The organism is Streptomyces sp. NPDC001787, assembly GCF_040297465.1.
Lineage (GTDB): Bacteria > Actinomycetota > Actinomycetes > Streptomycetales > Streptomycetaceae > Streptomyces.
The window spans coordinates 27,411-50,231 of sequence record NZ_JBEOZE010000020.1 but is presented as its reverse complement, the minus strand read 5'-3'; the positions used below and the strand labels follow the sequence as shown (position 1 = coordinate 50,231).

The window sequence follows — 22,821 nt, the reverse complement described above, 5'->3', positions numbered from 1 at the left end:
CTACTCCTCCACGAGCAGCCGCTCGCGCAGCTGGGCGAGCGTGCGGGCCAGCAGTCGCGAGACATGCATCTGCGAGATGCCGACCTCCTGCGCGATCTGCGACTGGGTCATGTTCCCGAAGAAGCGCAGCAGCAGAATGCGCTTCTCGCGCGGCGGCAGGTCCTCCAGCAGCGGCTTCAGCGACTCCCGGTACTCGACACCCTCCAGCGCCTCGTCCTCGGAGCCGAGCGTGTCCGCGACCGCGGGCGACTCGTCGTCCGTGTCCGGGACGTCCAGGGAGAGCGTGCTGTACGCGTTGGCCGATTCCAGCCCCTCCAGGACCTCTTCCTCGGAGATCCCCAGCCGCTCCGCCAGCTCGTGCACGGTCGGCGAGCGGCCGTGCTGCTGGGAGAGCTCCGCGGTGGCCGTGGTCAGGGAGAGCCGCAGCTCCTGAAGACGGCGCGGCACCCGTACCGCCCAGCCCTTGTCGCGGAAGTGGCGCTTGATCTCGCCGACGACCGTGGGGGTCGCGTACGTCGAGAACTCCACGCCCCGGTCCGGATCGAACCGGTCCACCGACTTGATCAGGCCGATCGTGGCGACCTGGGTCAGGTCGTCCAGCGGCTCGCCGCGGTTGCGGAAGCGGCGCGCCAGATGCTCCACGAGCGGCAGATGCATCCGCACCAGCCGGTTGCGCAGCTCCGCCTTCTCGGGCGAGCCGTCGGGCAGCTCCCGCAGCTCGATGAAGAGTGCCCGCGCCCCGCTGCGGTCATGTGGATCGTGGTGCCCGTGCTCGCTCATCTGGACCGTCCGCTCTGCCTGCGACTGCTCCACCGCGACCGTACGGCTCTGGGGCCCGTCCGCTCCGTCCACCGGATGCGGCCGGGCCTGCTGTTCCGGGATGGCTGCTGGGCGCACCACCCCGGGTCGGATCGTCTCGTCCCGCACAGGACCGTCCCCGTTCCCCTCGCTCACGCCGGCCCGGGGCCCGCGCCGCGTTGCTTGTAGAGGCTGATGCTGACCGTACGGTCGTCGGCGACCGTGGAGTCGACCTTGCCGGCCAGTGCGGAGAGCACCGTCCAGGCGAAGGTGTCACGTTCGGGCGCGCGGCCGTCCGTCGTGGGGGCCGACACCGTCACCTCGAGAGAGTCGTCGACGAGACGGAACACGCAGCTGAGGACGGAGCCCGGCACGGCCTGCTGGAGCAGGATCGCGCAGGCCTCGTCGACCGCGATGCGAAGGTCCTCGATCTCGTCGAGAGTGAAGTCCAAACGCGCTGCGAGACCGGCCGTGGCCGTTCGCAGCACCGACAGGTAGGCACCCGCAGCGGGCAGCCGGACCTCTACGAAGTCCTGATTCCCGGGCTCGCCTGCGATCTGGGACACCCTCACCTCCAAGGTGGCACAAACTCTTTCGAGGTTCCGGGAGAAGTGGCCCGGAGCCATGTGGTCCGTCGTCGGTTCCTGGCTCGGCGACGCTATCGCGACCCATGATGCCGTGTCGCCGAGACCCCTCACCCCGGCCGTCACTCATGGTAGATCCATGCGTACGGACAGTGGCTAGAGGTCTGCGGCGGCCAATTGCGAAGAACCGGCGCCGGATTGACGTACCCAGACGTCAGACGATCGAACCGTCCTGGAAGCACCAGCGCCAGCTCTCGCCCTGCTCGAAGCTCCGGATCACGGGATGACCGGACTCCTGGTAGTGCGCCGAGGCATGCCTCAGCGGCGACGAGTCGCAGCAGCCGACATGCCCGCAGGCCAGGCACAGCCGCAGCTGCACGGGGTGACTGCCCGCCGCCAGGCATTCGAGACAGGTGTCGCTGAGCGGGGCGGGCTCGGGGCGCGGCAGTTCGAGAACGTGCGGGCACTCACTCATGATTGCCAGATTACGACGGATGCGAGGACCGTGAGATGGACGCATTGCCGCTGGTGGCCCTGATCGCGGCCAGTGCGGCGGTCGCGGGGGCGGCGCGCCGGACCCCCGTGCCACCGCCGCTGCTGCTGGTCGCCGCGGGCCTGGTGGCCTCGTACCTTCCCGGGGTGCCGACGTACACCCTGGACGCGCACATCGTGCTCCCGCTGCTGCTGCCGCCGCTGCTCTACACGGCGGCGGTCGACAGCTCGTACCTCGATCTGCGGGCCAACGCGCGGCCGGTCGCGCTGCTCTCCGTGGGGTACGTGCTCTTCGCGACCGTGGCGGTGGGCTGGCTGGCCTATCTGATGGTGCCCGACCTGCCGCTCACCGCGGCACTGGTCCTCGGGGCGGTGATCGCCCCGCCGGACGCCGTGACGGCCGCCGCCATCGCCCGACGGGTCGGGCTGCCCGCCCGGGTCACCACGATCCTCCAGGGGGAGTCCCTGGTGAACGACGCGACCGCGATCACCGCCTTCAAGGTGGCGCTGGCCGCCGCGGTCGGTGAGGGGATGAGCTGGGGCGCCGGGATCGGCGAGTTCCTGCTGGCGGCGTTCGGCGGGGTGGGCGTCGGCCTGCTCCTGATGGTGCCCCTGCACTGGCTGCGCACCCACCTCAAGGAGGCGCTCCTCCAGAACACGCTGTCCCTCCTCATCCCGTTCGTGGCGTACGCGGCGGCCGAACGGGTGCATGCCTCCGGGGTGCTCGCCGTCGTGGTCGTCGCGCTCTACCTGGGGCACCGTTCCTGGCAGGTCGACTTCGCGACCCGGCTCCAGGAGGCGGCGGTCTGGAAGATGGTCGCCTTCATCCTGGAGTCCGCGGTGTTCGCCCTCATCGGGCTCCAGCTGCCCTTCGTACTGAAGGGGCTCGGCGCGTACGGGGTGGGGGAGGCGCTCGGCTACGCGGTCGTGGTGTTCCTCGCGGTCGTCGTGGTGCGGTTCGTCTGGGTCTACCCGGCGACCTATCTGCCCCGATGGCTCTCCCGGCGGATCCGGGAACGCGAGCCGGGGACCGACTGGACGGCCCCGCTGATCGTGGGGTGGGCCGGGATGCGCGGCGTCGTCTCGCTCGCCATCGCGTTCTCGATCCCGATGGTCACCCATGACGGTGAGGACTTCCCGGCCCGGAACCTGGTGCTGTTCCTGACCTTCACCACGGTCATCGGCACGCTGGCGATCCAGGGCCTGACCCTGCCCCTCCTGGTGCGGGTGCTGAAGCTCCCGGGGCGGGACGCGCAGGCCGAGACGCTGGCCGAGGCGCAGGCGCAGAGCGAGGCGTCCACGGCCGCCGAGGAGCGTCTGGAGGAGCTGCTGTCCGACGAGCACAACAGTCTGCCCCCGCCGCTGGCCGACCGGCTGCGCACCGTGATGGAGCGGCGGCGCAACGCCGTGTGGGAGCGGCTGGGCGCGGCAGACCCGGTCACCGGGGAGTCGGCGGACGACACCTATCGCCGCCTGGCCCGGGAGATGATCGAGGCGGAGCGCGAGGTCTTCGTGCGGCTGCGCGACGAGCGGCGGATCGACGACGAGATGATGCGGACCCTGCTGCGGCGGCTCGACCTGGAGGAGGCGGCGGCCTACCGGGAGACCGACGGCTCGTAGGGCGGGCCGGTCACCACGGCGGTCACCGTCGTTCCCGGTGGGAAGGCGCCCTCCTCGGTGAGGGTCACCAGCGCGTACAGCATCTTCGCGACGTACATCCGCTCGACGGGCAGCCCGTGCCGGTCCTCGAAGTCCTCGGCGAAGGCGTGCAGCTCCGGGGGCGTACGGGCGTAGCCGCCGAAGTGGAAGCGTTCGTCCAGGGACCACCGCCCGGCGCGACGGCCGAAGGCCTCGTGCTGGAGCCGGGTCACCTCGCCGCCCAGGAAGCCGCCGCGCAGGACCGGGATGCCCAGGGCGCGCTGACCCGGATCCAGGCCCGCGGCGAGCCCGGCCAGAGTGCCCCCGGTCCCGCACGCCACGGCGGCCACGTCGGTGCGCCCGCGCAACTCCTGCCCCAGCGCTGTGCAGCCCTGTGCGGCCAGGGCGTTGCTGCCGCCCTCCGGGACGACACAGACCTCCCCGAAGAGGCTCAGCAGCCCCTCCAGGACCTCTGGACCGGTCTTCGCCCGGTACGTCGCGCGGTCCACGAAGTGCAGACGCATGCCGTCGGCCGCGCAACGGGCCAGCGAGGGGTTGAGCGGACGGTGGGCCAGTTCGTCGCCGCGTACGACGCCGATCGTGGGGAACCCGAACAGCCGCCCGGCGGCCGCGGTGGCCCGCAGGTGGTTGGAGTAGGCGCCGCCGAAGGTGAGCAGGGGCGATCCGGCGGCGGCCACGAGGTTGGGCGAGAGCTTGCGCCACTTGTTGCCCGGCAGGTCCGGGTGGATCAGGTCGTCGCGCTTGAGCAGCAGCGTGACGCCGTGCCGGGCGAACCGCTCGTCCTCGGCCGGCCGCAGCGGCGAGGGGAGACGGGGCCGCGGCCGGGCGGGACGGGGGGCTTCGTGGTGCATGCGTCCATTGTCGCCGCGGGGCGGCCCCGGGGGTGGCCCTGCGGGTCAGCCGGCGGCGAGCCAGAGGTCCGGGCCGAACACCTCGTAGTGGATGTCGGACGCCCGGACGCCCGAGCTCAGCAGCTGCCCGCGGACGGCGCGCATGAAGGGGAGCGGACCGCAGAGATAGGCGTGCGTTCCGGGCAGGACGGTGAGACCGGTCAGATCGACGGTCCCGGTGCGCCCTGCGGGGTGGCCGGGCTCCGGGTCCTCGTACCAGAAGTGGGCTTCGGCGCCGGGGAGTTCGCCGGTGAGCAGCGTGTGCTCGGCGCGCAGCGCGTGGGTGGCGGGCGAGCGGTCGCCGTGCACGACGGTGACCGGGGAGCGGTGGCCGGTGTCCACCAGGTGCTCCAGCATCGAGAGCATCGGGGTGCAGCCGATGCCCGCGGAGGCGAGCAGCAGGGGCGCGTCCATGTGGTCGAGCACCAGGTCCCCGTAGGGGACGGAGACGCGCAGCCGGTCGCCGGCCCGGGTGTGCTCGTGCAGCTGCCGGGACACCTCGCCGTCCGGGGTCCCTTCCCCGCGGACCCGCTTGACGGTGATCGAGCGCAGCGGGGACCCGGGGGAGCGGGACAGGCTGTACTGGCGTATCTGCCGGGCCCCGTCGGGCAGTTCCAGCTGTACGGAGACGTACTGACCGGGCCGGAAGGAGGGGGCGGCGGTTCCGTCCACCGGGCGCAGCCGGAAGGTGGCGACGTCCTCGGTCTCCTCGGTCCGGTCCACCACCTCCCACTCGCGCCACACATCACCGGCGACGACGCCCCGCTGGGCGTACAGGCGCTCCTCGATGGAGATCAGCGCGCCCGCCATCAGCCAGTAGACCTCGTCCCAGGCGGCGGCGACCTCCGGAGTGACGGCGTCGCCCAGCACCTCGGCGATGGCGGCGAACAGATGGGTGTGCACCACCTCGTACTGTGCGGCGGTCACCCCGAGCGAGGCGTGCTTGTGGGCGATGCGGCCGAGCATCACGTCGGGACGGGTGTCCGGGTGCTCGACCAGCTGGGTCGCGAAGGCGGCGATGGAACCGGCGAGGGCCTGGCGCTGGGCGCCGGAGGCCTGGTTGCCGCGGTTGAAGAGGTCGCGCAGCAGCTCGGGGTGGGCGTCGAAGAGCTTGCGGTAGAAGAGGTCCGCTATCTCCCCGATGGCCGCACCCACGGCGGGGAGGGTGGCACGGACGGTGGCGGTCGACGTCTCGGAGAGCATCGGTGGACTCCTCAGGTGGGATGACGGCGTAGCTAATTGGTATGGGAGATGCGTATTTTTGGCCGCGACGGACCGCTCCGTGTGCTGGGCCGCGTGGGGGCGCGGGGCGACGGAGTGCCGGTACGGCGGTGCGGGGGGAGTGCGGCCCGGTCAGTCCGGTGCGGGGCGGGCGCTGATGCCTACCAGCAGCGGACCGGTGGGGGAGGCGACGAGTTCGGCGACGGTGACCGGGTCGAGGGTGGCGTAGAAGGCCTCCTCGGCCAGCCGCAGGGCGCCGCGCAGCCGGCAGGCGGAGCGCAGCGGGCACGGGGTGTCGCCCTCGCACTCGACCACTTCGCCCGTACCCTCCAGTTCACGTACGAGCTTGCCGACCGAAGCGCGGTGGCCCGCCGAGGTGAGGGTGAGTCCGCCGCCGCGGCCGCGGCGCGCGTCGACCAGGCCGAGGTGCTGGAGCCGGGCGACGACCTTGGCGGTGTGGGTGTACGGCACCCGCATCGTGGCCGCCACCTCCCGGGTGGTCGGCGGATCCTCGTCCCGCGCGACGGCCAGTCGCATGAGCACCCGCAGTGCCACATCGGTGAATCTCGTCAGCCGCATGGGCGTCAGAGTAGATAAGTGGCATCCAAGATGCAAATTAACCCGGGCGCCGGGCGACATGGAGCACCGTGCCCCGACTTGGGCCCGGTTAGTCACACTCATTTGTGTAATGGCGCTGCGACTCATCGTGCTGAAAGGCTTCTTCGCGCAGGTCAGTCCATGATCGAAAGGACGTCAGATGTCCGTTGGTGAAGAGGTTCGCGACACGCAGGGCCCGCCGCAGCAGAGTCTCGGCACGGCCGCTGCGCGGAACCTCGCGACGACCACCAAATCCGCGCCGCAGATGCAGGAGATCACCTCGCGGTGGCTGCTGCGCATGCTGCCGTGGGTGCAGGTGCAGGGCGGCACGTACCGGGTGAACCGTCGGCTCAGCCATGCGGTGGGCGACGGCCGGGTGACCTTCGTGCAGACCGGCGGCCAGGTCGCCGTCATCCCCGCCGAGCTCGGGGAACTGCCCGCACTGCGGGACTTCGGCGACCAGGAGGTCCTCGCCGAACTGGCCCGCCGGTGCGAACAGCGGGAAGTCGCCGCGGGAGAGGTGATCGCCACCGCGGGGGAGGCGGCGGACCGGGTCCATCTGCTCGCGCACGGCAAGGTGGAGAAGGTCGGCTCCGGTCCCTACGGGGACGAGGCGGTGCTCGGAGTCCTCGCCGACGGCTCGTACTTCGGCGATCACAGTCTGGTCGACGGTGACGCCGCCTGGGAGTACACCACCCGCGCCCTCACCCCCTGCACGCTCCTGACCCTGCGCCGCGCGGACGTGCTCAACCTCGCGGACCGCGCCGATTCGCTCCGGGACCATCTCGCCGGTGTGCTCTCCATCCCGCAGCAGCGGACCAACCACTACGGCGAGGCGGCGATCGACCTCTCCGCGGGGCACGTGGGAGAAACGGTTGTCCCGCACACCTTCGTCGACTACGACGCGGCGCCGCGCGAGTACGAACTGAGCGTGGCCCAGACCGTGCTGAAGGTGCACAGCCGGGTCGCCGATCTCTACAACCAGCCGATGAACCAGACCGAGCAGCAGTTGCGGCTCACGGTCGAGGCGCTGCGCGAGCGCCAGGAGCACGAGCTGATCAACAACCGTGAGTTCGGACTGCTGAACAACTGCGACTACGGGCAGCGGATCCAGCCGCACGACGGGGTGCCCAGCCCCGACGACATGGACGAACTGCTCTCGCGCAGGCGGGGTTCGAAGATGTTCCTCGCCCATCCCAAGGCCATCGCCGCCTTCGGCCGCGAGTGCAACCGGCGCGGTCTGGTGCCGGAGAGCGTGGACATCGGCGGCCACCATGTGCCGGCCTGGCGCGGGGTGCCGATCTTCCCGTCCAACAAGATCCCGGTCAGTGACACCCGCACCACGTCGATCATCTGCATGAGGACCGGCGAGGCCGAGCAGGGCGTCATCGGCCTCCAGCAGAGCGGCATCCCGGACGAGATCGAGCCGAGTCTCTCGGTCCGCTTCATGGGCATCGACGAGCAGGCGATCATCTCCTACCTCGTCACCGCGTACTACTCCGCCGCGATCCTCGTCCCGGACGCTCTCGGCGTACTGGAGAACGTCGAGGTGAGCCGCTGGCACTGACCCCCTCGGCGGGCCGGGCGGCGCCGCCCGCCGGGCCCGCCGCCCCGCCCGTATCCACCGCACCCACAGGGGGAGTGACCATGACCATGATGAGTACGGACGCCACGACCGAAGGGCACGAGGCCGCGGTGCTCCTGGAGCGCACCCGCGACCTCGTCGACCCGCACCTGCGATCGGCGGTGGACTCGCTGCCCGGCGGGATACGCCGTGTCGCGATGTACCACTTCGGCTGGGAGGACGCGGACGGCACCCCGGCCGACGGGCAGGCCGGCAAGGCCATCAGACCCGCGCTGGTACTGGCCGCCGCCAAGGCGCTGGGCGGTGACCCGGACCAGGCCCTGCGGGCCGCCGTCGCCGTGGAGCTGGCGCACAACTTCACGCTGCTCCACGACGACGTCATCGACGAGGACACCACCCGCAGGCACCGGCCCACGGCCTGGGCGGTCTTCGGCATCCCGGACGCCGTCATCGCGGGCGACGCCCTGCTCGCCCTCGCCCAGCGGCTGCTCGCGGAGGACCCGCACCCGGCCTCCGCCCGCGCCTCCGCGCGGCTCGCCTCGTGCGTGATCGAGCTGTGCGCCGGACAGCAGGCCGACTGCGCCTTCGAGGAGCGGGGCCCCGAGGAGGTCTCGCTGGACGAGTGCCTCGCCATGGCGACCGCCAAGACCGGCGCCCTGCTCGGCTGCGCGTGCGCGCTGGGCGCGCTCTACGCCGGCGCGGAGGAACGGGCCGTCGGCGCGATGGACGGTTTCGGACGCGAGGCGGGTCTCTCCTTCCAGCTCATCGACGACCTGATCGGCATCTGGGGCGACCCGGCCCGCACGGGCAAGCCGGTCGGGGCGGATCTGGCCGCCCACAAGAAGTCCCTGCCGGTGGTGGCGGCGCTCACCTCCCGTACCCCCGCCGCCGCCGAACTCGCCGTGCTCTACCAGGGCGCCATGAACACCCGCGGCGAAGTGGAGCGGGCCGCCGACGCCGTCGAGCTGGCCGGCGGCCGGGACTGGGCGCAGGTCTGCGCGGCCGACCGGATGGCACGCGCGGTGCACCATCTGTCCCGGGCGGTGCCCGACCCCGCCGCGGCGGGCGATCTGCTGGCGCTGGCCGAATTCGTCACGCGCCGGACCCACTGACCGGCTCGCGGTGACCGGCTTCCGGTCCCGACTCTAGGATTCCACCCGTTGGCCGAGGTCGGACTGGAGAAGGGGCGGGAGCCGGTCATGGGTGTACGGACACGACGGGCGGACGCGCGGGACAGGGACCTGGTCGTCTCGGTCCTGGCGGAGGCCTTCCACCACGACCCGGTCAGCAGTTGGGTCTTCCCCGAGGAGGGGCACCGGCGCGCGGTGCACGGGAGGTTCCTCGGCGTCTTCGTCGACGTCGCGCTCACCGAGGGCCGTATCGACGTGCGGGAGGACGGCACCGCCGTGGCCCTGTGGCTGCCGGTGCCCGCGGGGGAGCCCGAGGAGGAGGACCCCACACCCGCGCTGATGCGGCAGACCGCGGACCCCGGCAACGAACGGTGCGAACTCGTGGGCCGGCTCACCGGCGCCCTCCACCCGCACGACCGGGCCCACGAGTATCTGCTCATGATCGGTGTCTCCCCCGGACGCCAGGGGGAGGGCCTCGGGGCGGCCCTGATCGAGGAGGTCCTGGAGCGCTGCGACCGCGACGGCGTCCCGGCCTATCTGGAGGCGAGCAGCGTCCGCAGCCGCGCCCTCTACGAACGGCTGGGATTCACCTTCACGGGCACCGCCGTCGAGCTCCCGGACGGCCCCTCGATGTGGCCGATGTGGCGTGAACCGAACGCGGGTTGAAGCGCAGGTGGAGGGCGCCACGGCGACGCGGCCGGGTACGGGCTACAGTCCCTGCTCATGACAGATGAGTCGTGGGCAGGCTGGTACCGGGACCGCGAGGGTTCCGAGGCCGTCGTACTCACCACGGACGGACGGCAACTCCGCATCCGGATCAGGGGCGTCGACTTCGAGGGCGAGAGCTTCGACGGCCTCGGACCGGTGTCCGGCATACCTCCGGAGAGCGACAGGTTCGTCCTGGCGGACGGCATGCTCACCGACTGCGTACTGGAGTGGGATCTGCCGATCCCGGTCCTTGCCGAGGGCACGGTGCGCCAGGCCACGCTCAGTTGCCTGCTGTCGCTGCGCCGGAGCGATCCCGATCTGTACCTCGCCCTGCACCTGGACGGCGCGGTCTACGAATCGGCCCGCGCCGAACGGGACTTCGCGTCGGCGATGGCCACGATCCAGCGCATCCTGCCGTCCGGCACGCAGGTGCAGACGTGCATCGCCTGCGCCTTCTCCGACTACTTCCCGGCACCCGTCCGCGGCCTCTCCGGCGCGCTCGCCTGCTTCCGCGGGGCGAAGGACGCCTACCGGGGCGCCGCGGGCGAGGGCGATGTGCTGGACCTGTGGGACCGGCGGACCGGTTTCGTCCAGGAGATCTGGAGCTGCCGCGAGTTCGAGGCCCGCCCCGCCGAGGGCGCCGGGACCGGCCACCGGGGAGCGTTCCCGCTGGAACTCGCCTGACGGGCGCCCCGTACCGGATTTACGGATTCCAGTACGGGGCGCGCCTTCGGTTCGCGGGTCGTTACGAGATGATGCGGCACCAATCGCCCTTATCGGCGTTCCGGTGCCGTCGCCGTCGTACGGGAATCAGATGACGGCCGCCGCGGGTATCGCGGCCTTCGGTGCGGACATCGACGGCAGGCAGATGAGGGTGGCGAGAGCGATGAGGGTGACGCCCGCCGTGGCATATGCCAGGAATTGCTTCATGTGCATGGTGCGTTTTTCTCCGTGTGCGGTGAGGGTCCGGCGCCTTTGTGCCGGGCCCATATGTTCTATCCGCGGACGCCGATCGACAAATTTTTACCGGATTCCCTCGGGTCCCGCTATCGCGTCAGCCCGTTCCGAGGTCTCCGGATTCCGACCGGAGAGCGTCCAATTCTTCCCGCATCCGGGCCGCCTCGTCCGGGGCGCCGGTGCGCCCGGCGAGAGCGAGAGCCTCCGAGAGATGCCGGGCGGCCGACCGGATCCGGCCCAGCCGCCGCTCCGACGCGGCCATGCCGCGGAGCGCCAGCATGCGTTCGTGCTCCGCACCGATGCTGGTCGCCAGGTCGAGGGCCCGCTCATGGTGGGCGACCGCCTGGTCGTCCCTGCCGGACTCCTCGAACGCGACCCCCATCCGGTGCAGGGTGATGGAAGCATTGCGCCGGTCGCCCAGCCGACGGAACGACAACAGCGCCTCCCGGTACAGCTCCAGTGCCGCTTCCGCTTCTTCGGGCATGGCCATGGTATTCGCCAGATTCACCTGCCCCGTGGCGCGGGCCAGAGGAGTTCCTGCCAGCCGGGGATTCGACAGGGACTTCATGAGGAGACGCCGCGCGGATTCCCGGTCGCCGGTCTGGAAATGGAGATCCGAGAGGTTATTGAGGACATTGAATTCCTCTCGCGCATCACCCGAACGTCGAAATCCTCCCAGGGCGGACACGAAGAATTCCATTGACGTCGTGTGGTTGCCCAGATAGAGATGGGTGATGCCGAGATTGTTCCTGGTCCGGGCGAGTTGCCAGGTGTCGCCCGATCGGAGGCGTCGTTCCAGGGTCTGATTCTGGAAGGAAAGGGCTTCGTCCAGCTGCCCCATATTCCAGTGGATCACGCCGAGGAGATGCCGTGCTTCGGCATCCATCGCGGGATCGTCCAGTGTGCCCGCCGTCTCCATGGCCGCGTGGCCGGCGGTGAGGGCGGCCTCGTAACGGCTGGCCCGTGACAGTGCCCTGCCCAGATCGATCAGGGCGAGAGCCTCGGAGCGGCGTTCACCGCTCGCGCGCCAGAAGGCGGCTGCCGCCTCGTGCATCGGCTGCGCCTCGGCCCAGTAGCCCTCCTCGTCCAGGTGGGCCGCCAGCGCGTGGGCGAGGCGTGCCGCCTGACGTGTCAGCCCGTGGCCGCGGGCGCGGTGCTCCGCCGCGACCAGCGTGCCGTGCTCCTGCGCGAGCCAGTTCCGGGCCGCCGAGGCGTCCCGCCAGTCGGGCATGGCGAACTCCGGTACGAATTCCTCGATATCTGTTCTGAGGCCCCTCGGATGGATCAGCCGGTCCGCCGTCTCGGCGGCGTGGACATAGAAATCGATCACCCGTCGCACAGCGGGGAGTTGGCCTTCGTACCGGTCTTCCGTCGCACTCAGACTCCGCGCGTACTCGCCCACAAGATCATGAAAGCGGAATCGCTCGGGCGCGGGCTCCTGGAGCAGATGCGCGTCCAGCAGGGAATCCAGGACGCGTTCCGTCTCCTCCAGTCGGAGCCCGGTCAGCGCGGCGGCGGAGTGCGGGGTGAAGTCCGCCCCGAAATGCAGACTGAGCTGCCGAAAGATCGTTTGCTGTTCGGACCCCAGTGTGTGGTAGGACATTTCGAACACTCCGGCGATCTCTCGATAGCCGTCCCGGATTTCATTGAGGCGCCCGTGTTCGCGCGACAGTTTTTCGATCAAGCGGGAAGTGGTCCAGGACGGACGTGAGCCCAGCCTGCCCGCGGCGATCTCCACGGCCAGGGGCAGGTGCCCGCACAGCCGTACGATCTCCGCCACCTCGTCGGGGTCGGAGGTCCGCTCGGCGCCCACCAGCCGGCGGAACAGTGTGCTCGCGTCGTCGGCGGGCAGGACGTCCAGGAACAGCGAGCGGACCCCCGGCAGCCCCGTGAGCCTTCGTCGGCTCGTGATGATGAGCAGGGACTCGGAGGTGCCGGGAAGGAGCGGGGCGACCTGCTCGGCGTCCGCCGCGTCATCGAGAACGATCACCGAGCGGCGGGTGCTGAGCAGTGTGCGCCACAGGGACACCAGGCCCTCGCGGTCGTCCGGCAGGTCCGTGACGGGCACCCCGAAGTTCCGCAGCAGGCGGGTGAGCGCGGACTCGGGGCTCAGTGGATGGCCGTCCGGGGTGTGCGCGCTCAGGTCGAGATGGAGTTGTCCGTCCGGATAGTGCGGGGCGAGGGCGCGGGCGGCGTGGAGGGCCAGCAGGGTCTTGCCCACACCGCCCATTCCGCTGATCGTCTGGAGCGCGATCACCGAGCCGGCCGGCGGACGGGCCAGGAGCGTGTGCATTTCCCGCTCCCTGCCCACGAGTTCCCCGTGGCTGGGCAGGGTGTGCGGGGCGGTGGCCACCGGTTCGGGGCCGCTCAGCAGCTCCACGACCGGCACCCGGTTCAGGATGAGCTGGTAGAGCCTGGTCAGTGCCTCCCCCGGATCGGACCCGAACTCTTCACCGAGCCGGCGCCGGACGGTGTCGAACGTGCGCAGGGCGTCGGCCTGCCGTCCGCAGCCGTAGTTGGCGACCATGAGGTGACCGGCCAGGGTCTCGTCCGTGGGGTGCAGTTCGAAGAGCGTGGAGAGGTCGGGGACGAGTTCCGCGTACCGCCCGGTGCGCAGTTCGATGCCGACCCGGGCCAGCGTCGCGGCGAGGCGCTTCTCCAGCAGGTTGGTCCTGATGCTCTGGGCCCAGAGACCGGTCATCCCCGAGAGCGGCTCGCCGCGCCACAGGCCGTCGGCCTCGCGCAGGAGGGCCAGGGCCCTGGCGCCGTCGCCGTCGTCGGACCGGGCGAGCGCCTCGGCGGTCAGGCGCTGGAAGCGGTGGCTGTCCACGAGATCGGGGTCGAGAACCAGGCTGTACGTGTGTGCCTGCTGGACGACACGGGCCCGGTCCCCCGCGCACCCGCCCAGCCTGCGGCGGATTCTCGCCGCGTACGAATGCAGGCTCGCCCGGGGTTTGGCGGGCGGGGCGTCGTCCCACAGCCGGTGGATGAGGGAGTCCAGGGTGACCGGGCGGCCGGCGTCGACGGCGAGCGCGGCGATCATCGCCCGCTCCTTGGCCGTGCCGAGCGGATCCCCCTGCCCGTTCACACGTAACTCGATGGATCCCAGGATGCGGATCTCGAATTCCACCAGCGCCCCCACGCCGACCCCGTCCACGGCCCGGCTTTTCCGCTCGTGCCGCCGTGCGCCGGTCTGCGGCCACGGCAGTCCGTCGTCGCCACGACTTTTCGCTGACGCACGTGTCGAGGCGTGTAAAGCAAGAGCCAAAGGATGGCACGACGCCAAGTTTGATCAAAAGATGGCATTGAATGATCAAATATTTTGGCTTGAACCATCAGTGGGTGGCGGTACCCCATCCGTGCGGATGGATCGAGAAGGGGGTAAATCCCGAGCCGACCGAGGAAAGCGCGGGCGCGCGCATGTGGGCGCATTTGGGGGAAGGCGGCAGATATGGAACCGGAACAGGGGTCCAGGCGTACGGCCGATGCGGACCGGAGCGGCATCGGCGGCCCGGAGGTTCAGGACAACACCGCCTACGGCGGTGCCGCCGTCACGGGGACCTTCGGCCAGGCCTGTGGCATCCACGGGGGAGCGCGCTCCCATACCGAGCCCGCCGCCACCGTCCGCCAGCTCCTTCCCGCGCCACCCCATTTCCTGGGGCGCGAGCGCGAACTCGGGACGCTGCGGCGACTGGTGGGCCGGTTACCCGAGGCGCCCGTGCTCGCGGTGATCAGCGGACCCGCGGGTGTGGGCAAGACGGCGCTCGCGTCCTCCTGGCTCCGCGGTCTGGCCCAGCGGTTCCCCGACGGCCAGTTCTACGCGGACCTCCGCGGCCATTCCGCGTCGGGCGGCCCCGCCCGCCCCGCGGAGATCCTCGCGCAGTTCCTGCGGGCCCTCGGCCAGCGGCAGACACCGCAGGGCCTCGGTGAACTGGCCGCCCTGTGGCGGTCCCGCACCGCGGGCCGCCGCATCGCCGTGATGCTGGACAACGCGGTGAGCGCCGGTCAGGTGCGTCCCCTGCTGCCCGGCACCGAGACCGGACTCGTGGTGGTCACCAGCAGGTTCCGGCTCGCCGGGCTGGCGGTGGACGGCGCCTTCTTCCAGCAGCTGGAGGTGCTGGACACCGAGGACACCGTGGAACTGCTGAGCCGCAGAATCGGTTCGGAACGGGTCCGCCGCGAACCCGAGGCGGCCCGGCAGGTGGCGGCACTGTGCGCGGGCCTGCCGCTGGCGGTGTGCGTGGCGGCGGCGCGGATGGCCGTGCGCCCCCGGCAGCCGCTCGCCGCCATGGCCCTCGCCCTGGGCGGCGAGGGCGGCCTGGACGCGCTCAGGGTCGAGGGGGAGCCCGCGGTGCGGGCGGCGCTGGACGCCTCGTACCGCTTGCTGACTCCTGATCTCGCCCTGGGATACCGCCGGCTGGGGATCAGCCCGGTCACCGATTTCGGGATCCGGGTCGCCGCGGCGGTGTGCGGGACCGGTCCGCGCGAGGCCGACCGGATCGTCGACGCGCTCGCGGAGGTGAACCTGCTGGAGGACCTCGGGCCCGACCCCGTCACGGGACTGGACCGCTTCCGCTTCCACGATCTGGTCCGCGCGCACGCCGGGGGGCTGGCCGCGGCGCACGAGACGTCCGACGACCGGCGGGGGACGGCGCGCAGGGTGGTGGATCTCTACCTCCGTACCGCCACGGCCGCCGAGGCGCTGCTGTCGCCGAGCCATCGCACCCTGCGCAGGGACTACGCCTCGGACGACGACCAGCCACCGCCCTTCACCGACGAGGCCGGCGCGCTGGCGTGGCTGGACGGGGAGCGGCTGCATCTCATGGCGGTGCTGCGGAAGGCGGCCGGACTGGGGTGGGACGCCGCGGTGTGGCAGCTCGCCGATGCCATGTGGCCCCTCTTCCTCCGGCTGCGTCCCTACGACCTCTGGATCGAGGCGCACACGGCGGGACTGGCGGCGGCCCGGCGGGCGGGCGACCGTGAGGGCGAGAGCCGGATGCTCACCTCCGGCGGGACCGGTCTGCGCAACGTGGGCCGCCACGCCGAGGCCGTCTCCTGGTTCACCCAGGCCGCCGAGGCCGCCCGGCGCGAGCGGGACCGCGTCGCCGAGGCCCAGGCCCTGCACGGTGTGGGCCAGACCCACCGGCTCGCCGGGCGGCTCGCCGAGGCCCGGTCCTTCTTCGGCCGGGCCCTCGAACTGCGCGAGCGCGCCGGTTACCGCCGCGGCGTCGCCCTGACCGAACTCTGCCTGGGGGACGTGGAGTTGGCGGAGGGCCAGCCCGAGCGGGCGCGGGAACACCTCTCGCGCGCCCGCGCCGTACTCCTGGAGGTGCGGGACACGCACGACGCCGCCCGCGCGCTCGCCCACCTGGCCCGCGCGCACGCGGGAGTGGGCGACTTCCCGCTCGCCGTGCGGGAACTGACCCGCGCCCTGGGCGAGTTCGAGGCGAGCGGCTCGGTGCACTGGCAGGGCCGGGTGCTGGAGATGCTCGGTGAGACCGCGGCCGAGCGCGGGCAGGACGCCGAGGCCAGGGACTGGTACGAGAAGTCCCTGGCCCGTTACGCGTCGGTCAGCGCGGACGATGTCCGGCGGCTGGCGGACCGGTTGGGGGTCGCGGACCGGTGACACGGCCGCCCGGGACCGTCCGGTGCCCCCGGTCCGGGGCGGCGGCCGGTCCCGGGCGGGACGCCGCCGCCCCGATCAGGTCCGCGTACAGAAGGGCGGCGATCCGCGTGACGCTCCGGCCGCCCGGGGCGTACACCCTCACGTCCGGGCGGCCGTCGAGCCAGGAGGCCGCCGTGCACCCGCCGTCCGTCCGGCGGACGACGGTGAGCAGACAGCCGGGGTAGCGCACCAGTGCCTGGCGGGCGACCCGTGCCGCCTCTCCGGCCGGACGGGGGCGACCGCCGCGCAGGACGTCGGCGCACTGCCGCCAGCTCTCCCCGGCCGGACCGTCGAGGTCCACGCACAGCGGGCTGTCCTCCACCCCGCCGTTCGACGGGATCCATCCGCCCGGACGGACACCTCCGGGCGCGCCCGGTTCCGCGTTCACGCCGGGATCTCCGTTCCCCCGGAGCCCCAGGGGCCCGCCTCCGGAGCGAGCCCCAGGGGAGCGGGCGGCGGAAGCGGCCGGGTCACCGGGGCGAAGGCGGGCTGGCCGAGGCCGAGCACGCGGTACAGCAGCGCGCGCATCCGCTGATTGAACTCCCCGGGCACGGACGAGATCCGGGCGGCGATCCGGGCGTACTCCGCGGCCGGGTACTCGGCGGCGGCATAGGCGAGCTGCTCGGTCAGCGGGTGTGCGGGGGAGAGGGCCGGGGCGGCCCCGGCCAGTTCCGCGCCGGGCGACCGCGGATTGACGTCCGCCTCGGGGAACCTGGCCAGCAGGATGCGCGCCCGTGTCAGGGTGGCGTACAGCGTCACGGAGCCGTGGTCGCCGATGAGCCAGTCCGCGGCGATCAGCGCGGCACGCCAGTCGGCCTCCGGGGGTACGACCGCGATGCCCCGCTGCCGGAACGCCTCCAGCCACGCGTACATCTGCCAATGTCCGTGCCCGGACCAGACGTTGGGGTGGACGAGCAGCGCGATCCGGTACTCCTCGGGTGGCAGTTCGGTCAGCAGCCTGGGCAGCAGTGCGTCCAGCCGGTTGAAGGACGAGCCGGTGCCCCAGGTGGAGGAGACCAGCAGGAGCCGCTGTCCCGGCCTCAGCCCCATCGCCCTGCGGTAGCGCTCCCGCAGCGGCAGGCTGACCGTGATGCGGTCATGGCTCGCGTCGCCGACCACCTCCGCGGCGGGCAGCGCCTCCGGGCACGACCTCGCCAGTTCCGCGAGGTCGTCGTGGTGGGCCAGGGCGAGGGACTTCGGCACCACCCTGCCGTCGCGCATCAGGTACGTCCTGCCCAGGCCGCCGACGGTCCTGGGCGTTCCCTCCGGGGCGTCGGCGGTCCGCGACAGCTTCATGTGGCCGATGCCGTGCGGCATCCGGATCAGCGGAGCGCGCACCTGCTCCATGCCCTGCGAGCCGGCGGCGACGGCGAGATCGAACTCGCTTCGCACCGCTTCCTCCCAGGGGATCACGGTGCTCCCGTGCGAGGGCAGCGAGCGGACGGCGCCGCTGTTGAAAGCGTGCGGCGCGATGGTGAAGGCCACCTGGATCCGGAGATCGGCGGCCACGAGCGGCAGCAGGTCCCGCAGGCGCTGCCCGTACACCTCCGTGTGTATGACCACCAGCACCTTCTTGCGGCCGGTGAGGGTCGCCCACTGCCCGGGATCGCGATGCTCGCGCGGCAAGGGCCGCGGCGGATTCACGGGCGGGCGGTGGCGGGCGGGTACGAGGCCGGCGGGCCTCTCCACAACAGACATCTTCTTCCCCCGTCTCGGAGACGAACGTTTCCGTGACCGTGGGCTGCCCCGCCCCGTGCGCCGGAGGCTTGACCGGCGCTTGCCGGAACCTTGCTGCGCGTGCATTGTTCTACTAGCATGCGAACAACGGAGGTTTTCATGAGACGTAAGAACCTTGGCCGCGTCACCCTCGCGGCCCTGCCCTTTCTGATCGCCCTGCTGGTCGACCTGATCCTGTTCGCCGTCCTCGCGGACCGGCTGCCCGACCGGCTGGCGAGCCACTTCGACGCCGCCGGGGACGCCGACGGCCACGTCGGCCGGACCTGGTACGTCCTCGGCATCGTGCTGGTGCTCGGCACGCTCGGTGTGCTGTGGTCCTGGACGGTGGCGAGGGGCACGTTCCACGGCCCCTCCCACCGCCGGATCATCGCCGGGGGATACTCCCTGGCCGCGTTCTTCGGCTATGTGCTCGCGGCGGTGCTGTTCGTCAACCTGGACACCACCGAGGGCGGCCCGGACGGCGGATTCCCGCTGTGGCAGCTCGCCGCGGCACTGGGCGCCGGTGTCCTCGGCGGCGGGCTCGGGCTGCTGCTCGCCCGGCTCGTCCCGGCGCCGGAGGATTCGCGAACGGGCCCGGGGCGGCTGCCCGGTGAGCGGATCGCGCTCGCCGACGGGGAGATCGCCGGCTGGGCGCGCAGCACCGGCTCCTGGTGGCTGCCGCTGTCCACGCTCGCGCTCCTCGTCGCGGCGGTCGCCCTCCTGTTCACCGTCGGGTGGCTCGCCGCGGTGCCGCTGCTGCTTCCCGGCCTGGTCCTGCTGACCTTCTCCCGGCCCTCGGTCACCGTGGACCGGCGCGGCCTCACCGTCGCCGGGGTGCTGCCCTGGCCGCGCGTGCGCGTCCCCCTGGAGCGCATCGAGTCGGCCGACAGCCGGGAGGTCAACGCCCTTGCCGAGTACGGCGGCTGGGGCTACCGGATCCGTCCCGGCCGGAGCGGGGTCATCATCCGCTCGGGCGAGGCCATCGTGGCCAGGCTGGTGGGCGGCCGTGACTTCGCCGTCACGGTCGACGACTCGGCGACCGGGGCCGCGCTGCTGAACACCCTCGCCGACCGGCAGCGGGCGGGGCGCTGACCATGCTCTTCCGGGTCGACCCCACATCCACCGTGCCGCTCGGCGACCAGATCGCCGCGTCGGTCCGCCGAGCCGTCGCCGACGGCGCGGTGACCCAGGGGGAGCGGCTGCCCGCCGCCCGGGTGCTGGCCGAGTCGCTGGGCGTCAACGTCCACACGGTGCTCCGCGGCTATCAGCGGCTCCGCGAGGAGGGGCTGATCGAGCTGCGCCGGGGCCGCGGGGCCGTCGTCACCGGCGGAGCCTCGCCGCACCGGGCCCGGCTGCTGGAACGCGTACGGGAAGTGGTCTCGGACGCACAGGAGCTGGGCATGACGGAGGACGAACTGCTGGCTCTCGTCCGTACCGAACTGGGCGGGTCCGTCCGGTAGGCCGAAGTGCCGTTGTTCCCGGAGCCTTTCAGCCCACAAGGGGCCACCCCGCGGTGCGGGATGGCCCCTTGTGGCATGGGGGAACCGGTGGGCGGTGCGCGGTGTGCGGCGTTGCCGCCGGGAGGCGGGCGCCGGGTGCCGTACCTGCCCGTACGGTCGCGTCAGGAGGTGGCGCGGGCCAGCGCGGCCGCGAAACCGTTCTGCCACAGGTAGTTCACCCGCGACTTCTCGTTCGCGTTCGGGTAGGCGTTGGTGCAGGAGGTGCCGGGGCCACCGCCCGACATGAGCTCGCTGCACGGACCGGAGTAGTGGTCCGGAAGGCCGAGCACGTGCCCGGTCTCGTGGGCCGTGACCCGGGTCGAGTTGTACTGCTGGTTCTGCGCGTAGTCGAGGAAGATGTACCCGTTGCCGTGCCCGTCGGTGCTCGCGTACGAGCCTCGCGAGTCATTGCCCTCGTAGTAGGTGAAGTCGGCGTTGGAGCCCTGCTGGAGCTTGACGTTGGAGACCGAGCTGTTCCAGATCTGCGCGCTGCTGGCTATCTGGCTGCTGAAGCTCGGGGCGTTGGAGGCGTTGTAGACGACGGTGACCGCCTGCGTGCCCGGGTTGGCGGCACGCTTCTCGGCGACGGACTTCACCACCGCGTCGAAGAACGCCCGGTTCGCCGCGGCGTTCTCGCCGGACCCTTCGTACGCGGCGAAGCTCGCCTGGGTGCCGGCCGCGGAGCCGGTGGGCGCGACAGGTGCCGGAGCCGAGGCGAGCGCCGGTGCGGTGCCCAGCGCGGCGACGAGCCCGAAGCCGATGCCGACGACGGCCGAGGCGAAGGCGGTCCTGGAGTTTCTCATGGGGGGTTTCTCCTACGTGTCCGATGAGCCCGTGCCGCGGGGGTGTCCGATGACCGGACTCGGTACGGGTGCGGTACGGGGAGAGTGTGGGGGAGCACCGGTCCCGCGCGGATGATGTCAATCCGCGATAGCGCCGCCCTATCGCCCGGCCGGTCCCCGCCCGGGGTCCGGCCGCGCGCCCTGATCCCACGCGCACCGGAACAGCACGGCATCAGCACGTTTCGATCGCCCCAACACCCGCTGAATTGACGCCCTTTGGTGGGGTTGCGGCGTCTGGTGCCCGGTGTGCGGGCCGCCATACTCTCGGCTGCATGGAGCTTGAGGTGAGACACCTCAGGGCGCTCTGCGCCATCGCCGAAGCGGGAAGCCTGCACCAAGCGGCCCGGCGTCTCGGCGTCAGCCAGCCCTCCCTGACCACCCAGCTGAGGCGGATCGAGAACTCCCTCGGCGCCGAACTGTTCCAGCGCGAACGGACCGGGTGCCGGCCGACCCTGCTGGGCCGGGCCGTTCTCAGCAGGGCCCGCCCCCTCGTCGACGGGATGAGCGCACTGGTCACCGACGCGCTGGCGGAGGCCGAGGCGGCCCGCCCGCGCGGGGCGCGGCTGCGCATCGGATCGACCGCGAGCCGGGTCCTCGGCAGCTGGCTGCGCAGGCTGCGGGTCCGGCTGCCCGGCACCGACATCTCGCTGCGGGTCGACGTGTCGGCCCACGCACTGCTGCGCACCGTCGAGGCGGGCCGCCTCGACGTCGCCTTCGTGCACGAGGTGGAGGGCAGCCCGCTGTCCATACCGGACGGCCTGGAACAGCGGGTGCTCCTCGACCGTGAACCGCAGTTCATCTCGCTCGCCCGGGACCATCCGGCGGCGGCCCGCTCGGTGGTGGAGCTCGGTGATCTGGCCGGGGACCGGTGGATGGTGGACCCGACGGTGGACGGCGAGTGGGACGGGGTGCGCCGGGTGCTCGGTGCCGCCGGACTCGACCCGCCCGTGCTGCACGGCGACTACCTCACCGCCGCCTCCCTGGTCGTGCTCGGTGAGGCGGTCGCCCCCTGCCAGCCCACCTCGGGGCCGCGCGACGACATGGCGATCCGCCCGCTGCGCGACGACCCGCTCGCCGTGCGGCTGCTGCTGGTCTCGCGCCCGGAGGCCGATACGGAGGCGGTGTACGGGGAGCTGGAGGCCGCCTACATGGAGGCCGCCCGGCAGGTGACCGGCTACCACGAATGGCTGCTGCGCCACCGCAGCCCGCTGGCGCGCGCACTCTGACATCCGGTACCGGCCTCCCCGCCCGGCCCGGGGTTCCCGGTACGGGGCGGGGCCGCGGGTCCGCCGGCCGGCCACGGGTTCCCGGTTCTGCCGACAGCGTGGTCCTGTTCCCGGCCGGGCGTCCGGCGGGCAGAGTCATCACCATGAAGGTACTGATGCTGGGCGGTACGGAGTTCGTCGGACGGGCCGTCACGGAGGCGGCCCTGGCCCGGGACTGGCAGGTCACCGTCTTCCACCGCGGTCACCACGCGCCGCCGCCGGGCGTGACCGCGCTGACCGGCGACCGGACGGGCGGCGCGGAAGGCCTGGCGGCGCTGTCCGGGGGCTCCTGGGACCTGGTCGTCGACACCTGGAGCGGCGCGCCCTCGGCGGTCCGGGACGCCGCCCGGACACTCGACGGGAGAGCGGGGCACTACACCTACGTTTCCAGCCGTTCCGTGTACGCGTACCCGGCCCCGGCCGGACTCGGCGAGGACGGCCCACCGGTGACCGGCGCCTCCCCCGACGCGGGCGGTGACGTCCCGTACGCCCTGGCCAAACGCGGCGGCGAGCTGGCGGCGCTCGACGCGTTCGGCGACCGTGCGCTGCTGGCCCGCGCGGGCCTGATCATCGGCCCCGGCGAGAACATCGGCAGACTCCCCTGGTGGCTCGGCCGGACGGCCCGCGGCGGACCGGTCGTCGCCCCGGGCCCCCGCGACGCGGCGCTCCAGTACATCGACGCCCGCGATCTGGCGAGCTGGCTCCTGGACGCCGCCGGGAGCGGACTGAACGGCGCGTACAACACGGTCAGCCGCCCCGGTCACGCCACGATGGGAGAGCTGCTGGACTCCTGTGTGCGGGTCACCGGATCCGTCGCGGAACTGCGCTGGACCGACCCCGGGAAGCTGCTCGCGGCAGGCGTCGAGCCCTGGAGCGACCTGCCGATGTGGCTGCCCGCCGGAGAGCTCCACGACACGCTGTACCAGGGCGGCCACACCAAGGCGTACGCCGCCGGGCTGCGCTGCCGACCGGTCGGGGAGACGGTCGCCGACACCTGGTCCTGGCTGTGCGAACGGGGCGGCGTCGCGCCGCACCGCCCGGACCGGCCCCCGGTCGGCCTCGATCCGCAGGCCGAGGAGAAGCTGCTGGCCGCCTGAGCGCCCGGAGTACCCCGCACCCGAGGGCCCCGTGCCCGAGCCCCCCGTATTCCATGAAACCGGCCACATCCGGCGTGTCATACAGGGTGAATAAGTGGTAAAGATGCATATTTCCC

General features: G+C 72.1%; 21 protein-coding genes. 10 read left to right on the top strand and 11 right to left on the bottom strand.

Annotated features, from left to right (window positions below):
* The 3 genes from ABT170_RS25330 to ABT170_RS25320 form a co-directional block, all read right to left on the bottom strand.
* Positions 1 to 927 (bottom strand): RNA polymerase sigma factor SigF, encoded by a 927-nt coding sequence (locus tag ABT170_RS25330; RefSeq protein WP_329940336.1) that lies wholly within the window; start codon positions 925 to 927, stop codon positions 1 to 3.
* A gap of 23 nt (positions 928 to 950) precedes the next feature.
* Positions 951 to 1,364, bottom strand: a complete 414-nt coding sequence (locus tag ABT170_RS25325; protein WP_003966375.1) for an ATP-binding protein — start codon at positions 1,362 to 1,364, stop codon at positions 951 to 953.
* Between the two features lie 232 nt (positions 1,365 to 1,596).
* Positions 1,597 to 1,857, bottom strand: coding sequence for a UBP-type zinc finger domain-containing protein (locus tag ABT170_RS25320; RefSeq protein WP_329940337.1), 261 nt, complete (start codon positions 1,855 to 1,857; stop codon positions 1,597 to 1,599).
* Positions 1,858 to 1,892: 35 nt separating this feature from the next.
* Between ABT170_RS25320 and ABT170_RS25315 the strand changes: the two genes are divergently transcribed.
* On the top strand, positions 1,893 to 3,494 hold the full coding sequence (locus tag ABT170_RS25315; RefSeq protein ID WP_351871012.1) for a Na+/H+ antiporter: 1,602 nt from the start codon (positions 1,893 to 1,895) through the stop codon (positions 3,492 to 3,494).
* On the opposite strand, the gene ABT170_RS25310 is transcribed toward ABT170_RS25315, so the two are convergent.
* From ABT170_RS25310 to ABT170_RS25300, 3 genes are all read right to left on the bottom strand, one after another.
* Entirely contained in the window at positions 3,470 to 4,384 is a 915-nt protein-coding gene (locus ABT170_RS25310; protein ID WP_329940339.1) for a 1-aminocyclopropane-1-carboxylate deaminase/D-cysteine desulfhydrase, read from the bottom strand. The genes ABT170_RS25315 and ABT170_RS25310 overlap by 25 nt on opposite strands.
* 45 nt (positions 4,385 to 4,429) lie before the next feature.
* A complete protein-coding gene (locus tag ABT170_RS25305; protein ID WP_329940340.1) occupies positions 4,430 to 5,626 on the bottom strand; it encodes a globin domain-containing protein in 1,197 nt (398 codons plus the stop codon).
* 150 nt (positions 5,627 to 5,776) lie between these two features.
* Positions 5,777 to 6,223, bottom strand: coding sequence for an RrF2 family transcriptional regulator (locus ABT170_RS25300; RefSeq protein WP_329940341.1), 447 nt, complete (start codon positions 6,221 to 6,223; stop codon positions 5,777 to 5,779).
* 178 nt (positions 6,224 to 6,401) lie between these two features.
* Between ABT170_RS25300 and ABT170_RS25295 the strand changes: the two genes are divergently transcribed.
* The 4 genes from ABT170_RS25295 (at position 6,402) to ABT170_RS25280 (ending at position 10,348) form a co-directional block, all read left to right on the top strand.
* On the top strand, positions 6,402 to 7,808 hold the full coding sequence (locus ABT170_RS25295; RefSeq protein WP_329940342.1) for a family 2B encapsulin nanocompartment shell protein: 1,407 nt from the start codon (positions 6,402 to 6,404) through the stop codon (positions 7,806 to 7,808).
* 86 nt (positions 7,809 to 7,894) lie between these two features.
* Positions 7,895 to 8,938 carry a family 2 encapsulin nanocompartment cargo protein polyprenyl transferase gene (locus ABT170_RS25290; RefSeq protein WP_329940369.1) on the top strand — a complete coding sequence of 348 codons (1,044 nt, stop codon included), beginning with the start codon at positions 7,895 to 7,897 and terminating at the stop codon, positions 8,936 to 8,938.
* 87 nt (positions 8,939 to 9,025) lie between these two features.
* Positions 9,026 to 9,622, top strand: a complete 597-nt coding sequence (locus ABT170_RS25285) for a GNAT family N-acetyltransferase (RefSeq protein ID WP_351871157.1) — start codon at positions 9,026 to 9,028, stop codon at positions 9,620 to 9,622.
* 57 nt (positions 9,623 to 9,679) lie between these two features.
* Complete coding sequence (locus tag ABT170_RS25280) at positions 9,680 to 10,348, top strand: DUF6304 family protein (protein WP_329940343.1); 669 nt, start codon at positions 9,680 to 9,682, stop codon at positions 10,346 to 10,348.
* Between the two features lie 126 nt (positions 10,349 to 10,474).
* Here the strand turns inward: ABT170_RS25280 and ABT170_RS25275 are convergent, their stop codons facing one another.
* The gene (locus ABT170_RS25275; RefSeq protein WP_329940344.1) at positions 10,475 to 10,600 is read right to left on the bottom strand and encodes a hypothetical protein; all 126 of its coding nucleotides are present in this window, start codon (positions 10,598 to 10,600) and stop codon (positions 10,475 to 10,477) included.
* 118 nt (positions 10,601 to 10,718) lie between these two features.
* Positions 10,719 to 13,778 carry an AfsR/SARP family transcriptional regulator gene (locus ABT170_RS25270; RefSeq protein ID WP_351871006.1) on the bottom strand — a complete coding sequence of 1,020 codons (3,060 nt, stop codon included), beginning with the start codon at positions 13,776 to 13,778 and terminating at the stop codon, positions 10,719 to 10,721.
* A gap of 294 nt (positions 13,779 to 14,072) precedes the next feature.
* Here ABT170_RS25270 and ABT170_RS25265 point away from each other — a divergent pair, with 294 nt between their 5' ends.
* A complete protein-coding gene (locus tag ABT170_RS25265; protein WP_351871003.1) occupies positions 14,073 to 16,247 on the top strand; it encodes a tetratricopeptide repeat protein in 2,175 nt (724 codons plus the stop codon).
* On the opposite strand, the gene ABT170_RS25260 is transcribed toward ABT170_RS25265, so the two are convergent.
* Together ABT170_RS25260 and ABT170_RS25255 are read right to left on the bottom strand one after the other, a co-directional pair.
* Positions 16,192 to 16,674, bottom strand: a complete 483-nt coding sequence (locus ABT170_RS25260) for a hypothetical protein (protein ID WP_329940347.1) — start codon at positions 16,672 to 16,674, stop codon at positions 16,192 to 16,194. The genes ABT170_RS25265 and ABT170_RS25260 overlap by 56 nt on opposite strands.
* Complete coding sequence (locus tag ABT170_RS25255) at positions 16,671 to 17,912, bottom strand: hypothetical protein (protein WP_351871000.1); 1,242 nt, start codon at positions 17,910 to 17,912, stop codon at positions 16,671 to 16,673. Before ABT170_RS25255 ends, ABT170_RS25260 begins: the two co-directional genes overlap by 4 nt.
* A 210-nt stretch (positions 17,913 to 18,122) precedes the next feature.
* Between ABT170_RS25255 and ABT170_RS25250 the strand changes: the two genes are divergently transcribed.
* Together ABT170_RS25250 and ABT170_RS25245 are read left to right on the top strand one after the other, a co-directional pair.
* Positions 18,123 to 19,094, top strand: coding sequence for a DUF1648 domain-containing protein (locus ABT170_RS25250; RefSeq protein WP_351870997.1), 972 nt, complete (start codon positions 18,123 to 18,125; stop codon positions 19,092 to 19,094).
* A 2-nt stretch (positions 19,095 to 19,096) separates the two neighbouring features.
* The gene (locus ABT170_RS25245; RefSeq protein WP_329940350.1) at positions 19,097 to 19,462 is read left to right on the top strand and encodes a GntR family transcriptional regulator; all 366 of its coding nucleotides are present in this window, start codon (positions 19,097 to 19,099) and stop codon (positions 19,460 to 19,462) included.
* Between the two features lie 161 nt (positions 19,463 to 19,623).
* Here ABT170_RS25245 and snpA read toward each other — a convergent pair whose 3' ends face one another.
* Complete coding sequence (gene snpA, locus ABT170_RS25240; protein ID WP_329940351.1) at positions 19,624 to 20,304, bottom strand: snapalysin; 681 nt, start codon at positions 20,302 to 20,304, stop codon at positions 19,624 to 19,626.
* 311 nt (positions 20,305 to 20,615) lie between these two features.
* Here snpA and ABT170_RS25235 point away from each other — a divergent pair, with 311 nt between their 5' ends.
* On the top strand, positions 20,616 to 21,569 hold the full coding sequence (locus ABT170_RS25235) for a LysR family transcriptional regulator (RefSeq protein ID WP_329940352.1): 954 nt from the start codon (positions 20,616 to 20,618) through the stop codon (positions 21,567 to 21,569).
* Between the two features lie 143 nt (positions 21,570 to 21,712).
* Positions 21,713 to 22,705, top strand: a complete 993-nt coding sequence (locus ABT170_RS25230; protein ID WP_329940353.1) for an NAD-dependent epimerase/dehydratase family protein — start codon at positions 21,713 to 21,715, stop codon at positions 22,703 to 22,705.
* Positions 22,706 to 22,821 lie beyond the last annotated feature (116 nt).